Genomic DNA, 15,637 nt, shown 5'->3' on the forward strand with positions numbered 1-15,637 from the left:
ATCACACAGTAGAGGAAGGAGGGCCAGCGCCGGTACCCTCTCGACTTTACCGACCAAAGTGAAGCAGAGAATGGGATACCGACAACTGACCCAGGCCCAACGATACCAAATTTTCGCTTACCTTGAGACTGGCATCAGCCAGCGACAGATAGCCAAGGCTATTGGGGTTCACAGCAGCACCATTAGCCGGGAGATAAAGCGCAATGGGCTTACTGCTGGCTATGCGCCTGAGCAGGCTCAATTGAGAAGTGATCAGCGTCGACGCAGCGCCTGGAAAGTGACGAAGCGACTGCCCAGCCTAATTCGATGGGTCACTGATCAACTGATGGACGAATGGAGCCCCCAGCAAATTAGTGGCTTCATGGCGAATGCCAACGGCGTTTGCGTAAGCCATCAGTGGATCTACGCGTTAATCTGGGACGACAAGAAACACGGCGGCGAATTATGGAAGCGACTCCGCCTACCACACCAGCGGCGCTATCAGCGCCGATTGGCCAAGCATGCGGGATTGGGCAAAATTCCACACCGGGTTCTTGAAATCATAGCACTTTCAGCCGCTTTCTTTTATACCCTGTGAGAAATCCAGGTTAGGCGTATATGCGAAATATCTAAAAGACCGCTTCTGGCCGTTTTCTGCCTTTACCCAAAAAAATAAAGCTGGCCTAATTACTGGAGCTGCCTCGCTGGGCAGCTCCATTTTATCCCAACATTCACCTACAAATACCCCATTTCCGCAAACGACTTACACCCATCACTTCCCACGACCACGTGATCAATCACACGTATATCCATCAGTCCCAAGGCTTCCTTTAGGCGATCAGTAATACGCCTATCAGCCTCACTGGGTTCGGGATCTCCGCTTGGGTGGTTGTGAACGAGGATAACGGCCGCAGCGTTGTAGGTAAGGGCGGCTTTTAGTACTTCACGTGGGTAGACGCTGGCCGCGTCGATGGTTCCACGGAATAGCTCTTCAAAACGGATAACGCGGTGCTGACTATCGAGGAACAGCACGCTAAACACCTCGTGCTCGTAATCTTGAAGCAGTAACTGCAGGTGCTCAAACGCCTGGGAGGGCTGCGTGATCTTACGGCCTTTGGCGAGTTTGCGTCTTGCGAAGCGCTTGGCCATGGTGATGATGTCGGTTTCGGTGACGGGAGAAGTGACTAGGTAGGTGCCTGTCACTTCCCCGGCTTTAAGTTTGGCATGTGTCATGATTGTCTCCAAAAAAATGCCGGGGTGGTGGCCCCGGCATCTATGTCATTAGATAGCGTGTTGAATATTGAGGKAAGGGTTCCGTCACGCAGCCATCACTTGACTCATGCGCCGCTCCATTTCTTCATGGAAAACCTCGACCCGCTCAGCAATGGCGCGAATCATAATGTCATCACGGTAGGCACGTTTGATAAACAGCGGCATACCTGGCCAATAGCTCACAAAGTCGATCCATTCCCGTTCGCTGACCCATAGCCCGCCCTGGCATTGGGGCACGTGCTCATCGGGTATTTCGCCGCCGAGCAGTACCTCAATCTGGAACTTAGGTAGCTTTGTTTTGATTTCCAGCAGACCGTTAGCACCTACCAGACTGTCAGGCGAGTAGCCCACACCGTGGTTGAGGATAATGCCCACTTCCTCTGGTTTAGGTTCGCCGGTGGCATCCGTGTAAAGCGAACGGGCAACTCCTTCCATCGTATGCCCACGGCGGGTATGGGCATTGCCTTGAAATGGCTCGGCCAGTTCGCCGGTTATCCGTTCACCGATCAACTGGTGCATATAGGTAATCGCCCCGGCACCCAACCCACCTGGGCCTTTACCCTTCACCAGCAAGACCTTGAGCTCCGACATGGTGACGCGACCTAGCCGCGCCGCCAGCCACTCTGGGGTGCCTTGTTCCATAGTAAGCACTTGCATGGAAGTCTCCTGTAATAAGGGGTAGAACGTGGATTACTTAACCGCCCGTTTAGAGAGTGAGGCGCGTAGCTTGTCGAAGTCACCCTGGGGCACCTGTACAGCGGAGCCATACTTACCGCTGAACCACTCCTGCGTAGTTGCAGGGCATTGGCTAATCAGCCGCTGGATCTGTCCCGCCTGAAAGGGTGTCACTAGCTTGATGCTCGCTTTGGTACTGGTCTTGCCGTTATCGTCCTGCCCCCGGGTGGTGATATTAAGTAGTGCGCAGAGTACGTAGCGCTTGCCGTAGCTGGTGGACGAGCCAAACGCCTGTACAGCGTTTTTGTTACCGCTTATATCAGCGGGGAGCAGCATACTGGTTTCTTCACGGTGGCCATCCTTATGCATCAGTACACCGGTGATCTGAATACCGCGTTCCTGGGTCTGAATACGAAAGCTCACTGCAAAGCCGTGCTTTTGCATAATGGGGCGCACGGTATCGACGATATCTTCCAGCGTGGCGTAGCAGCCGTTATTGGTTTGTCCACGCTCTTCAATGCTGGGGAGTTCGGTCTGCATGGCTGCCATAGCCGCGCTATAGGCCATCATGGCCTGGCGATCCATGACCCTTTCCTGCATCTGTAGCAAGCGCTCCATTTTGTCGATATCGACGTCCGGGTTGAGCGCCGCACGCTCAATCACCTGGATGATGGCGGTGCTTTCCACAAGGKGAGGGGTGGGTGCTGCAGGAACGGCTTGTAAAGAAGATGCAGATGACTCGTGATTTACCACATTAGTTTTGGTGGCCATGACAAGGCTCCTTCAATAGGGGTTAAAGATCGGCGGGAAGCTCACTGGGAGGAACGGGGCATAGGCGTAGCTCGGTGCGATACAGCTGGCCCTTTGCCATGACGTAGGTCTGGGCAAAGGTTTGGTCTTGGGTGAGTAGTCGTTCCGTCAACTGGGTTAAAGCGATATCTAAATCGGGGCTAAGAGAGGCCATGATGTGCTCCACGTAAAAAACAAAAAGCCCAGCCTGTTAGGGGCTGGGCTTATTGCGCTATCCAATGAGGGGTAAGACAAAACCAATAAAATCAGTAGCAGTAGAGTGAGAAACAGCAAATCAGCTCACCAGAGCAAGGGCTGTTTGCAGTGCCTCCTGCTTCAACTGAGCCCCTTGGCCGAACCACGCTGAATCCAGTCGGGTATCGTTGCTACGTGCACGCTTGTCGTGATCCACGTACTCGGTAACGGCATTGAGCAGACCCCACGCAGTATCTTTGGCAGTGTCGAGGTGGGAACCGCGGCCTTCGCCTTGGTAGAGCTTCTGTACCTTGTTGAGTGCCCGGTAGTTAGGCAGCTTGGAAGGGTCATCTATCGGCTTATCGATACCGCAGAGTACCGACTGAAAATACTGCTGCGCCTCGCGTTGGTCGATCTTGCGTTCAGCTAACGCCTTCATGCGGTACATGAAGTCGTTCCACTGGGAAACGGAAATACCCAGCTGGCTTTTTACTGCACGAGGATCGAACTCCGACCGGTGGGGTACCTTCACCGCCTGCGACGTACCATCGACGGCGATCTGCAGCGTGTTGTTACACACCACCCGCACCGTGGTGGGTGTCGCCATGGTGGCCAGCGTGCCATCACACGACGTTGCCAAAAGCAGGTAGTCGTTGACCTCATCCTGGCCTTTTAGCGAGGTGCTTAAGCCACTGCGTGCCAAGGCCCAGAACTTACGCCCACCTTTAAGCACACCTGCGGTTTCCAGCTCATAACCGGCGTATTCCGTCAGGTCGCGGTAAAACTCCAGGATCTCCTCGGGCTGCACCACCTTATAACGCTGGGATACGACCGATAGCGGCGCCTTGGTATCCGAGCGGTAGAGCACTTTCTGCTCGGGGAACGAGTGAATACTGCCCAAGTGGCTGGCACCCTCGGCAATAAAGCGCACCGGGGCTTCTTCAATATGCCAGTTCATACCGGCCTGTTGCTGCCAGACCTCTAACGGTTGTTGACGGGATAGCTGTTGCCCCAGGCCGTGCCAAGGGGTAGCGCCGACGTAGGCCATTTGTTCAACGAGATGAGCCATGGGTAAGTCTCCAAACATAAAAAACGCTGACGAATCGCCAGCGCTATGGGGTGAGGTAGTAAAAGCACAGCCAGTCGCAATCAGTGGGCGGCGGCCAGCGGAGGATGGGACTGTCGAAACGAATGCCCACAGGCGAGACACAGCCAGGGGGTGCCGGAGCCAGGTGGCAACCACTGCAAAAAAAGTGACGTTGTAATCCGAACGCCTGATCGGCCACCGGTAACCGCACCTATCAGGGCGGCCGGGAGTTTCGCGAGCGGAAAACGCGCCGTAGCAAGTGATAACGTTTGGGTAGCCGCGGTAGCGCGTAAGGCACCAATCGCGCCGCCCACAAGGCCCCCGCTGACAACGCCTATACGTTGGGCGGTATCAAGGTTAATCAGGCGTGTGGCGGCACAGCGTTTACAAGGTGGGGGCATTAGCAACACTCCTAGGTGACACAAAGCGATTTATGGGGTGGATTCATAGGAGTGATATAGGTCTGAAAGTTTTTAGCGTTGACTCTTAAATGGTTGCTTGGCTAGCCCTCTTTATTGATACTGTTTATGCATACAGTAAAAAGGAGAAGCCTTTCATGTCATTGAACGTTTCACTGCTCGGCCGGGCAGACGCCGTGGCCTCGTCACTACCCTTACCGCTCTATTCAACCGCCGTACGCGCAGGGTTTCCTTCGCCCGCCGATGATCACTTGGATACTGAGCTTGATCTGCACCGCTACGTCGTGAAGCGGCCTGCTTCAACCTATTTTGCGCGGGCGGAAGGGTATTCAATGATCGGGGACAGCATTCACCCTGGGGACTTATTGGTGGTAGATCGCAGCCTGGAAGCGCTGCCTGGTCGGATTGTGGTGATTTGCGTCGATGGGGAAATGACGGTTAAGCGACTGGAGCGCGTTGGCCAGCGTACCTACCTCAAAGCAAGCAATCCTAATTTCAAGCCGATTCCCCTTGATGGACGCGAATCCCAAGTCTGGGGCGTGGTGACCGACGTGATTCACAATCTGCTGAGGTCACTGCCGTGATTGCGCTTGTTGACTGCAACAATTTTTATGTCAGTTGCGAGCGCGTCTTTGATCCAGCGCTGGAAGGGCGACCGGTAGGGGTGCTGTCGAATAATGATGGTTGTGTCGTTGCCCGTAGCAATGAACTCAAAGCCCTGGGGGTTGAGATGGGGACTGCCATGCACTTGTTACCGCCGGCGATACGCCGCCAAGCCGTGCTGCTGTCCAGTAACTATGCGTTATATGGCGATATGTCCCAGCGGGTGACCGAGGTGCTAGGCGAGTTTTCACCCCATGTGGAGGTGTATTCCATTGATGAGAGCTTTGTCGGGTTTCAGGGCTTCGACCCCGAGAGCCTGGAGGCACGTGGCAAGGCCATACGTGACACCGTTCGCCAGTGGACGGGCATACCCGTATGCGTGGGCTTTGCGCCGACCCGCGTACTCGCCAAAGTGGCGAATCAAGCGGCTAAAAAACATCCCGCCTACAAGCAGCACGGGGTGTGTAAGCTGACCGCTGATAGTGAAGCGACCAAGGCCCTGCTAAAGCAATTGCCGGTGACAGAGCTGTGGGGGGTGGCACGCCGCACCGGTGAACGTTTAAGAGTGATGGGTATTGAGACCGCATGGGATCTACGCGAGGCAGACCCTAAGCGTATTAGGGGGCGATTTAGTGTGGTGCAGGAACGCATCGTATGGGAGCTACGCGGGCAATCCGCCATTCAACTTGATGACATGAGTCTACCCAAACAACAAATCATGGTGTCGCGTTCATTCGGAAGGCTCACCAGCAACCCCCACGATTTGCGCGAAGCCTTAAGGCACCACGCTGCTAGGGCAGCCGAAAAGCTGCGCAAACAGAACAGCGTTACCAGCGCCGTGATGGTATTTGTGCGTACCAACTCATTCCGTACCGACTTACCGCAATATCAGCAGCGTGTAGTCGTCTCCCTTGAAAGGCCTACCGATGATAGCCGCGACATCATCGCAGCGGCGGTCCAAGGCCTAAGGCGTCTCTGGCGAAAAGGGTATGCCTATCATAAAGCAGGTCTCATGCTGCTCGATCTATCCCCCAAGGCCAACCGCCAGCTCACCCTCACCGAAACCCCGCAAACCGACGAAGAGGCTAAACGTAGCGAACGCCTGATGGCGACGATGGACAAGCTGAATCGAGAGCTAGGTAAAGGAACGGTACAGCTGGGCCTACCCTGTAAAGGCAATGCCTGGTCGCTGCGCAGTGAGCGACGCACGCCACGCTACACCACACAATGGGGCGAGCTTTTAAGAGTTAATTAATCTCTTTACTGAGTGCCATCACTGGCAAAGTGACCAAGCTACAACCGAAGCACTGATTGAGGATAACACCGTTGTAAGTTGCTACTCCTGCTACTTTGTAGCAGGAGTAGCATACAAAGCAGTCCGCTTCAGCATTTGTTGGCTAGATCCCCGCCACGCCTCATGAGCGTGCTATATCAATTAGTGGGAAAACATCGAACTCTCACAAAGTTTAATAAAAGCTCATTTATGTGCTTTGAACAGCAATAGCGGCTTGTTACAGATAGTTACTGAGTCGACAGTTTATGCCTACCTGCAATGCTTAATAAGCTTCTCAAATTTGACGTCAAAAAAGGTCAAATTAAGTCATGTGATTTTTTTGATGTATGCAGTCAAGATGTCTCTCACAAGCAGCGCAAACAGGGTATCTGAATTGATACCTGCTACTTCTAAACAAAACAGAGGTGTCATGTCATGCAACATCAAGAATTGCAATCCCCGGTTATGTTACGTCTAAAGCATGTTGTTATACGTACTGGCCTTTCAAGGTCAACAATTTACAACATGCTCGATGAAAAATCTTCTAGTTATGATCCTGACTTTCCTAGACAAGTAATAATGAGTAAGGCAGCAGTAGCGTGGGTAGAGCACGAGATAGATGCGTGGATTAACAACCGTATTCAAAAGCGCAATGCTTAAAAAGGAGTTAAATCCATGACCGTACACAGAACACCATTAAATAAAAAGAGTCAGCCAAAAAAAACTGACATAATTGATAACGCGGCACGAGAGTTGTCGCATAATATACAAATTGACCAAAAAATGGCGTTAGCTGCTTACATAAGTGCAGCGTCAACTGCCCTGCAAGGTGTAATAGATGTGAAGTGGCCTGATGGAAGAATATCACCTACTTCACTAAACACACTTACTTTAGCTAGTTCTGGGGAGCGTAAAACGACAGCTTTTTCAATAGCCCACAAGGTGGTTTTTGAAAAAAATAGTATCTTATCGGATTATAATGACATTACGGTTCAAGCGTATGAAAGAGAAAATTGTTTGTGGACTAGGAAATATAAATCAATTGAAAATAAGATTGGTAGAGATGTTCTTAAAGGTAAGGATACACGTAAGTTTGAAGATATGCTTAATGAGCTTTTAAGGGAAAAGCCTGAAAAACCCTTAGTAATTGATTTTATTTATAAAGATGCTACATCCGAAGCATTAATGAATGGAATTTCAGAAAGGTCAAAGTTCGTCTCACTTATTTCCAGTGAGGGCGCAGGTATTTTGAATGGAGGTGCGTTTAGAAACTTCTCAGCTATTAATGATCTATGGAGCGGTGATGCTATAAAGGTTGATCGAAAATCGTCTGCATCAAGTTATGTTAAAGGGGCTCGATTGACGGTGGGGATTATGGTTCAGCCAGGCGTAATGGATGCGTTTAACAAAAAAGGTAACAATGAGCATCGTAACTCAGGATTATGGGCTAGATTCTTAGCTTTTGTACCTGAGAGTCGTATTGGACAACGTACTACTGGTACGTGGAAAAGTTTATCGAACTCAAGTTTGTTTGATAAAAAAAGTGAATTTTTTCTGAACAAACAGATTGAAATTCTTAAGGGAGAAAGCGAACGTTATGTCATGAGCCTTTCTAATGAAGCCAAGCCGGTGTTTGAACGTATATGTGTATATATAGAGTCGAATTCCGTTCTGGGAATGAGGTATTCAAGTTTTGCTGATTTAGCTTCCAAGATGCCCGAAAATATTATTAGGTTGGCAGCCATCATGAGTGCGTTTGATGAGGGCATAAAACAGCCAATTTCAGTAAATTCTATAAACCGTGCCATTCAAATAGTGATGAATTGCGCAGACGATTTTATACGTGTTTTTTATGTGCCGACCAAAGAAGAAATAGACGATAATACCTTGACTAATTGGCTAAATTCAAAAAAGAAGCTCGGCTATCGTTACTTTAAAAAGAACTATATTAGACGGCATGTTAACCCTAGCTTAAGAAGCAACGAAAGGTTAGAGCCTAGCATTCAGCGATTGGAGTCTAAAGGTGTGCTTTGCACAATATTACTTGGGAATGTTCAGTGTGTAGATACAGAGCCTTTGTACGCATATGATCCAATTGCTGCAAACCGTGAGATTTTTGGTACAAAATCAATTTTTAACCAGAAGTATTGACAATAACTTTAAATGGTTATTGTCACTGTTGAAGTGAAGGCTGTGGGAACGCGCTGAGGTTATTTCGATTTAGTAATTTGGTATATATGTTATTACCTTCTACTGGTTCTTGGTAATGGATTTGTTCTGGCTTTATCAACTTATATAGGTGCGTATTAATTATTGATAGGAGGTTATTAAATGAATACATTTAGCTCAGGTAATGCATTGAAAAGATTTGATTTAAATAAAAGCCATTCCCTTGAAATTAGCAAAGAAGAAATACATGGATATTGCATACAAGTTGTTGCGATAATAAAAAGACTGGAGGATCTAGAGTGGCCTAAGTTCAATAGAGCAGAATCTAAAAGAAGTTCGTGTTGGACTAGTCTGACCGCAAAAGAGTTTAGCGGATTAATTACTCTAGGCATGAAAGCTAGAATTGATGAACAACACATAATGAGCACGCATCCCTACTTAAAGTGCTTTTCTGAATTCATAAGGATAGTTGCCAATAAAAATATAAGTCAATGTCAAGAGTTAGAAAGTAAGTTGGATCTAGTTAACAGATGCTCCGAATTTATGCAGAATGCAATAAATTCTTTAGAATATCGTTTGTTTAAATACAAACAAAGGAAGGCACAGCAATATCGAGTTAATAGTGCGCATGAGTATATTGATTTGATACGAGCAAGTTACTCAAGAATTATGTGTATTAGAATAGATTTTTCTTATCGCAAAGGTATGTTTTTAGAAAGCGATAGATTTAATAGTCATGTGGAAAATGTTAAGTCGCAGTGGAAGCAAATGCGTACTGCCCTTACTCAAGGGATCTTAGTCCCGGATATGGTTGGGTATATATTAAGACTTGAGTATAGCTTTCTAAAAGGTTTTCATTACCATGCGTTGATAATTTATAACGGCTCGCTGCGGCAGCAGGACATCGTAATAGGAAAGATGTTAGGAGAACACTGGGTTAATAGTATCGTTCCCAACGGTGATGGAAGATACTTTAATTGTAATGGCTCAAAAAACAGGTATCGAAAACTGGGGGTTGGTACGATAAATTATTACGAAGATGAAAAATATGATGTATTAAAAAACATTGTTGTAGACTACTTAGTGAAACCCGATGATGTTATGAGTTTTATAACACCTAATGAAAGAGTTTTCTTTAAAGGTGTAACGAAAAAGCCCAGGCTTTTAGCAAAAGGAAGGCCAAGAAAGAAACTGTAATAAACGTTCTTTTTTTTCTATACATGGCAGTGTCATGATGCTCATTATTAAGCGTCTGGATGAGCTAAAAAGGACTCTATCTATTTTATTATTAGCTCTGTAAATATATTCAGTAGTGTGCTCTTTTCATTCCTCACACCTTAATGGTAGTGTGATGAACGAAGGAATGTACTCGTTAGTACCGCCGTAAAAGGTATATAGAAGCGTAAGTGATATGGAAAAGCCGCCCCTTTAACATCGTACAGCTTAGGTGTAAGTTAACAGCTTCCAAAATTGTCGATGTAGGGGGGGCTACAGCGACTAAGCGACCCGCCTGCTGCAGATGAGATATGTCTGTAAGCGTCCACAATTTCATCTTTTGGAGTGACTGGCACTAGCCACTCTAATGACTTCTGATCATTGGGAAATGCCATGAACGAACTGGCATCGACGCAGGGCTAACGATTGGATCATCTATTTCTTATCTCGTTTCTGCAATTGGCGTTGAGTGATTATGTCGAAGAGCAGGGGCTGCTACAGACGGCGCTGCTGTTCTGACGCTTGAAATAAACTCTACCGACTTGAATCAGTAGTTGAGAGATACGCTTGCTTACCAAACGGGAGAGAAGGGTACCAAACGCGATACCATCATCTATACTTTGATGAAGTCACCCCACAACCGAGCCCTCATCATGTCTMCCTTCCGTTCAAGCATGCGCTGGCTGACAGCGCCGGTAATGGTTGGGCTGGCCATCCCTGGCCTGGCCAGCGAGATATTCGTTGACGGTAACTTAACCCACCAATCCCGAGTGCTCGCTCTCGATACCCATGATTCGGCCAAGCTGTTCGATGCAGTCGTCAACATCGACTCACTGGGCGACGATGCCTTCGAGCTGGTCATCGAATCGCCGCCGAGTTTTCTCGAGCCTCTAGCAGCCGGCTGGCGGCTAGTTGCCGCTACCGACGCGCCGATTTATCCTCTGGGACGAGCAGAACAGCAGCTTGTGAACTCAGGCCTGCTCGGGCATCTGACAGCGCTTGATACCGATGAAAAGGGCACCTTGAGGCTATCGCTTGAACCCGCCGAACTGGAGGACGTGGTTGAAGACGGCACACTGACCATCATCGTCGTGGAGCGGGTCMCCTCCGAAGCGGATGATTTTCCGGTAGAAAGCTTACTTGGTAATGCTCCCCTTGCTAAAGGTCGCTGGCTGCCGGCCACCTTTCATGAGCATGGCTGGGAGCCGTGTCCACCCGAAAGCACCGCCTTCGAGCATGAGACAACGCTGTACTTCACGCCCCAAGCTAGCGCCACGATTCGCTTACAGGCCACGCTCGCCTTGAAACGGCAGATGACGTTTCAAGGCGGTCGTTTGAAAGAAGCTCAACTGGAAGGCCGCCTGTGTCAGGGCACTGAAATCACCCCACGTTTCGAACAGCAACTCCAGATAGACGAACCGGTCTGGACACGCCACCAAGGGCCCTTCTACCGCATGGTGGGCTGGATACCTATTATGTTCTCCGTGAATGCCCGGCTCAATGCAATACTGACCACTAGTGGACGCCTTACGATAAGCGACCCGATTCACCTACACCATGACAGTGCTGGTGGCTTGCTGCTTCAAAACGGCGAGTGGCAACTACAGCAGCGCCCATCTCAACATCAAGACCCTCAGCTGCCCTCACTGGAGCTGGATACCAGGCTCAATGCAAGCTTCGCCTTCAAACCACGTCTGGAACTGATTCTATACGGTAGAGGCGGTCCTTACCTGGAAGCCAACGCCACCACGAGCGCCGTCTGGCAGCCTGACCAGCAAATCCTCAGCGATCTCAGCTTGATTCTGCTCGGCGGCCTTACGTACCGCAACAGCCTGTGGAGCGATGACTGGGAAGACGAGGCACTGGAGCCAGCACTGTACCGATGGCCAGAATAGGAAAGCAGGTGGTTCCTAATCTTCTTTAACACGCTCTTATCCCACTTGTTCCACGCTGGCTCAGACTGGATATAATGGTCCTTTGGTTTGTGTGCACTTTACACAGGAAATGCAATGTGTGCTTGTGTACCACGTAGCCAAGGAACTGATGTTACCGTTCTTAGTTTTAGTAACGAATTCAGCGGCTAATGATAGATTTGATTTGGTCCTGCGATTACAACTTATGCAGACAGATGCACACCTTCTTCATGGATCGCTTAATGCGATTTTGATTAATAGCAGCATAAAAGCGGTCAGATAGGGCGGATTATTTAGCGGCACCATTTAACGTTACTTTTTAGAAATTCGGTAGCATAAATGGAACCAAGTGATTGATCATACCCTTTGGCATGACCTGCGCTTGGATTGCTTTCTCTTTTATAAAGGTTTTGCTTGGTTTTAATGTTTTTTTAGATTCTTTTAGGTGATTTGTGTAGAGATTGTAGGCCAGTTCATTGATATTTATAATAGATGGTGATAGTGATTCATGATAATTTTGTTGGATATTGGGGGAGGGGAGCCGCATATTCTGAAATGCTGAAGTTTCAAGGACAGCCTTTAAGCAAAATTGTAAAGGTGTCTTTGCAATCTCTTTGTTGTGAATTTTTATATATTCTTCAAAGATATATTTCTTAATTATATTGTTAAATTCAGTGGTATTGGCAGCACGACCTTTTTTAAGTAAAATATATCTCTCCAAGCAAGCACGATTAAGTAATTTTAGATCCTCTCCCATCCATTCGTATGTAATATTTACACTTCTGAGAGACTCGATTTTTTCTTCTTTTTCAAATGCTTTTAATTTTTCTTCTTTTTCAGCTTTATCTTTTTTAATTAAAGCATCTGGATAAAGTGTACAAAGGTTAGATGAGCTAATCCATAACTCATCAATCGTGAAAGAGATATTGCTTTGTTCTGTAGGAGGGAACTGAATTGTTTTCCCTCTAATTTTCTGACTTGGTATTGAACTTTTTTGTCTGAAAAAATAGAAACTTGCTTTTAAATTCAATTGTTTGATAGCAGATAATTTCTTTTTATCGTCATTATTGATGATAAAATATTTTGCGCTAACCAAGCGGATAGAACCATCGGTATTTAGTTTTGCAAATTTATCAAAATTTTCTAAGTGACAGATTTTTGTGACTAATATGTGCTGATAGGCCATGCTATCTATAACTATATAGTCATAATCTTGTACTTCTTTATATGAAGTAGCGTTGTTATTGAGAATGTCAGAATGCGCCATAAATGGCGGGGTGAAAGTGTGATCAATAGACAAACAATAGAGGTGAAGCTTGTTGCTAGGTTTGTAGAATAAGGGTGTGTTGTGTATCACAGCTTTGCTAAGCAACTGCTTAATACTGACATCAGCCACATCAGCTGCATCTCTAAAAAGGAAAAATTCTTCTGAAGTCATATCGAACCTAGCTGCTTTAGTTTTCAATTTAAATCAGTACAAATATAGTCAGACCAATCCTGCATCATGCGTCTGCGTTTATCAAAAAGATCACCGCGACGGTAGGCTGCTTCCACCTTATTCTCAATGGCATGAGCTAAAGCCATTTCTGCGACATCCCGTGGATAGCTAGTCACTTCTCCCGTCCAATCTCGAAAGCTTGAGCGAAAGCCATGAGGTACATAATTGCCTTTTTCACCACTAGGCCCATAGCCAAGCCCACGCATAAACTGAAGAAGCGACATATTTGATAACGGCCGGGCGGGTTTCATCCCCGGAAAAATAAAGCTATTGCCTTTGATGCGGGGTAGGCACAGCAACAGATCCATTGCCTGCTTGGAAAGTGGCACTCGATGTTCACGATTAGCTTTCATGCGCTCTGCTGGAATTTGCCATGTAGCTTTTCCAATGTCGATTTCATGCCATTCAGCGTTGAGCACCTCTGATGTACGCGTAGCAGTCAGTATTAGAAACTGTAGTGCTTTTGAGGACATGCTGCCGTAAAGCTGAATCGAGCTTATAAATGCCGCTACTTGATCGTAAGGCATAGCAGGGTGGTGATTCACCTTTTGTATACGCGATGGCTTAGCTAGTAGTTTATCGAGATGACCTCGCCAGCGGGCGGGGTTAACCGGGTCGCGATACTCATGCGCCGCTGCATAGTCCAATATGTTTTCGATACGCCCCTGCACTCGCTTAGCTGTCTCGTTTTTGACMCTCCAGATCGGCGTTAATATTTTCAAAATATCTTGGGTAGTTACATCTTCAATCGACTGATTGCCAATAACCGGCCGCACATAGGTTTTAAGCGTGCTTACCCATTGACGTGCATGCTTAGCATTTCTCCAGCTGCGGCGGTGTGATTGGATATATCGCGCCGCGCAGTTGGTAAATGTTACAGGCTCCGCTTTTTTTTCATTCTTCTGTTCACGAGCTGCTAACGGATCGATGCCTTGCTTGACGAGTTTTCGATGATCGGCGGCTATTTCCCGAGCTTCTGATAGCGCTACGTTTGGGTATGCTCCCAAGCCCATATAGCGTTGCTTGCCATTTAGCTTAAAGCGATAGATCCAACTTACTGACCCACCGGCGGTTATTTGAAGATATAAACCTTGGCCGTCGCCAGTGGAGCCTTTTTGTCCTTCTTTTGCGAGCTTCTGAACGGCCTTGCTAGTGAGCTTACCCATGGTGATTCGTCCTTGGTAAAGCGATTGGTCAAACAGAGGATAGCATAGCTGACCCACATTTTGACCCACACCTTTGTTCTGTCTTTGATGGGATGGCTATGGAAGAGTATGGATATGTAAGGTTATTAATTTGTTTAAAAACAATAATTTAAATATTGAAATGGAAGCTATTGGATGTGCTGTATGCGGACTGTCCCTCCGCCACCTCGATACTAAAGCCCCTGATTCGTCAGGGGGGCTTTTCTAGGCTCTTCGCTTCCTCCCAAGTAAGCCCTTTATAAAATGCACCGGTCTTTCACTGTAATCCGGAAGTTCGTAATGCGCGCACTGGTGCACGCGCTCTTAAATCCTTCCCGCAGATTTCCAAGTCGTTCACCATCTGCCTTCGAGACCACCCATTCGTTTTCCTTCTTCGTCTGGGGGTGTCGCAGCTACCACCTTAGCGGGATTCGGCGTGGCTTTCTATTCCCGTACTTGCAGCCGATTACCTAAGGCAAATCAACCGTCATTCATGGGGTTGAATGATTGCTTGGTAATCCGCCTTAGGCAGTGCCTGCAGGTTCATATACGACACGTGAACGGCCATTTCCGTCAGCGTGAATGTCGCCAGCTCGTCGATGAGCGAAAGGGCAAGATCGTAGCTGGAGAGGCTGGTGGCAATCCCTGGTGTCCAGTGGTGAGCTTTGATGGCGCGGGCTATCAGCACATCTCTATCAGCATCTAGTGGGAATGCAGCGCCTCGGTAGGCTTCACGCCAGTGGTCGCAATAACAAGCAACGACAAACTCCCGGAAGGTATTAATCAGCATTTTGTGCAGCGCTTCGACGTTTTCGACGCCCGACTCTGGCAGGTTGCTGTATTCCCGCTGCATCTGCTCGAGCTGATCCCAACGTTTGTGGTAGGCGGCCTTGTCCAACGCTTTCCCCTTATCCCTAGTTTAGAAGCCACCAATATAGCGATATTGGATGGCTTTGCTCAATTCCTCTTTGGCCTGAGACTGGGCTTTCTATTTTAGGGGATTGCTATGAAAAAGGTTTCGCCTATTCGCCATTATCAGATGAGCAGTAATGCGATATGCCCTAACCGATAAAGGGTAATAATCACTCTTCATCAAGCCTCAAGTGATCAGCTTTAATAAGCGTTCCCACTTGTTGAGAGCAACCACTCCGTTTGTGCGCCCGAGCTGCACACAGGTATCGTTAAAAGCAGGCTTACGAAGGCCTTCTATATCGGGAAAATCAATCAAAGCGATTCTACACGTTTCACATTCGTATTCTTCAAAGCTGTAAGTCGTTTTCTTCATGTAGAGCCTCTGAAAGCGTCGCCTTGCCTTGCGACATTGAGCTGCATTCTTTGAATGCTCGACCAGACCGATGGGGGGGTG

At 47.9% G+C, this 15,637-nt stretch carries 16 protein-coding genes and 1 pseudogene; 7 read left to right on the forward strand and 10 right to left on the reverse strand.

Annotated features, from left to right (window positions below):
* Nucleotides 1-70 precede the first annotated feature (70 nt).
* A pseudogene (locus HALO_RS11970) lies at nt 71-532 on the forward strand (transposase); the annotation flags it as partial.
* Between the two features lie 182 nt (nt 533-714).
* Here HALO_RS11970 and radC read toward each other — a convergent pair.
* The 6 genes from radC to HALO_RS11995 all read right to left on the reverse strand — a co-directional run bounded on the left by radC (nt 715) and on the right by HALO_RS11995 (nt 4,398).
* Entirely contained in the window at nt 715-1,212 is a 498-nt protein-coding gene (gene radC / locus HALO_RS11975) for a RadC family protein (protein WP_050713469.1), read from the reverse strand.
* 84 nt (nt 1,213-1,296) lie between these two features.
* On the reverse strand, nt 1,297-1,908 hold the full coding sequence (locus HALO_RS11980; RefSeq protein WP_050713470.1) for a lambda exonuclease family protein: 612 nt from the start codon (nt 1,906-1,908) through the stop codon (nt 1,297-1,299).
* Between the two features lie 33 nt (nt 1,909-1,941).
* Nucleotides 1,942-2,697, reverse strand: coding sequence for an ERF family protein (locus HALO_RS11985; protein WP_050713471.1), 756 nt, complete (start codon nt 2,695-2,697; stop codon nt 1,942-1,944).
* A gap of 22 nt (nt 2,698-2,719) precedes the next feature.
* Nucleotides 2,720-2,890, reverse strand: coding sequence for a hypothetical protein (locus tag HALO_RS23105; RefSeq protein ID WP_157693170.1), 171 nt, complete (start codon nt 2,888-2,890; stop codon nt 2,720-2,722).
* 120 nt (nt 2,891-3,010) lie between these two features.
* Entirely contained in the window at nt 3,011-3,979 is a 969-nt protein-coding gene (locus tag HALO_RS11990) for a DUF932 domain-containing protein (RefSeq protein WP_050713472.1), read from the reverse strand.
* Between the two features lie 80 nt (nt 3,980-4,059).
* Nucleotides 4,060-4,398: a hypothetical protein gene (locus tag HALO_RS11995; RefSeq protein ID WP_050713473.1), complete on the reverse strand. Its 339-nt coding sequence runs from the start codon at nt 4,396-4,398 to the stop codon at nt 4,060-4,062.
* 155 nt (nt 4,399-4,553) lie between these two features.
* Here HALO_RS11995 and HALO_RS12000 point away from each other — a divergent pair, with 155 nt between their 5' ends.
* From HALO_RS12000 to HALO_RS12025, 6 genes are all read left to right on the forward strand, one after another.
* Complete coding sequence (locus HALO_RS12000; RefSeq protein ID WP_050713474.1) at nt 4,554-5,000, forward strand: LexA family protein; 447 nt, start codon at nt 4,554-4,556, stop codon at nt 4,998-5,000.
* The gene (locus HALO_RS12005; RefSeq protein WP_050713475.1) at nt 4,997-6,274 is read left to right on the forward strand and encodes a Y-family DNA polymerase; all 1,278 of its coding nucleotides are present in this window, start codon (nt 4,997-4,999) and stop codon (nt 6,272-6,274) included. Before HALO_RS12000 ends, HALO_RS12005 begins: the two co-directional genes overlap by 4 nt.
* A gap of 453 nt (nt 6,275-6,727) precedes the next feature.
* A complete protein-coding gene (locus HALO_RS12010) occupies nt 6,728-6,952 on the forward strand; it encodes a helix-turn-helix transcriptional regulator (RefSeq protein ID WP_231896707.1) in 225 nt (74 codons plus the stop codon).
* Between the two features lie 15 nt (nt 6,953-6,967).
* Nucleotides 6,968-8,443: a YfjI family protein gene (locus HALO_RS12015; RefSeq protein ID WP_050713476.1), complete on the forward strand. Its 1,476-nt coding sequence runs from the start codon at nt 6,968-6,970 to the stop codon at nt 8,441-8,443.
* 180 nt (nt 8,444-8,623) lie between these two features.
* Nucleotides 8,624-9,658: a YagK/YfjJ domain-containing protein gene (locus HALO_RS12020; protein ID WP_050713477.1), complete on the forward strand. Its 1,035-nt coding sequence runs from the start codon at nt 8,624-8,626 to the stop codon at nt 9,656-9,658.
* 671 nt (nt 9,659-10,329) lie between these two features.
* Nucleotides 10,330-11,571, forward strand: a complete 1,242-nt coding sequence (locus HALO_RS12025; RefSeq protein WP_050713478.1) for a hypothetical protein — start codon at nt 10,330-10,332, stop codon at nt 11,569-11,571.
* 337 nt (nt 11,572-11,908) lie between these two features.
* Here HALO_RS12025 and HALO_RS12030 read toward each other — a convergent pair whose 3' ends face one another.
* The 4 genes from HALO_RS12030 to HALO_RS12045 form a co-directional block, all read right to left on the reverse strand.
* Nucleotides 11,909-13,027 carry a hypothetical protein gene (locus HALO_RS12030; RefSeq protein ID WP_050713479.1) on the reverse strand — a complete coding sequence of 373 codons (1,119 nt, stop codon included), beginning with the start codon at nt 13,025-13,027 and terminating at the stop codon, nt 11,909-11,911.
* 23 nt (nt 13,028-13,050) lie between these two features.
* Complete coding sequence (locus HALO_RS12035; protein WP_092490838.1) at nt 13,051-14,253, reverse strand: tyrosine-type recombinase/integrase; 1,203 nt, start codon at nt 14,251-14,253, stop codon at nt 13,051-13,053.
* A 505-nt stretch (nt 14,254-14,758) separates the two neighbouring features.
* Nucleotides 14,759-15,169, reverse strand: coding sequence for a hypothetical protein (locus HALO_RS12040; RefSeq protein WP_035579409.1), 411 nt, complete (start codon nt 15,167-15,169; stop codon nt 14,759-14,761).
* Between the two features lie 201 nt (nt 15,170-15,370).
* On the reverse strand, nt 15,371-15,556 hold the full coding sequence (locus tag HALO_RS12045; RefSeq protein ID WP_035579407.1) for a hypothetical protein: 186 nt from the start codon (nt 15,554-15,556) through the stop codon (nt 15,371-15,373).
* Nucleotides 15,557-15,637: the final 81 nt, after the last annotated feature.

Source organism: Halomonas sp. R57-5, from assembly GCF_900070345.1.
Taxonomy (GTDB): domain Bacteria; phylum Pseudomonadota; class Gammaproteobacteria; order Pseudomonadales; family Halomonadaceae; genus Vreelandella; species Vreelandella ventosae_B.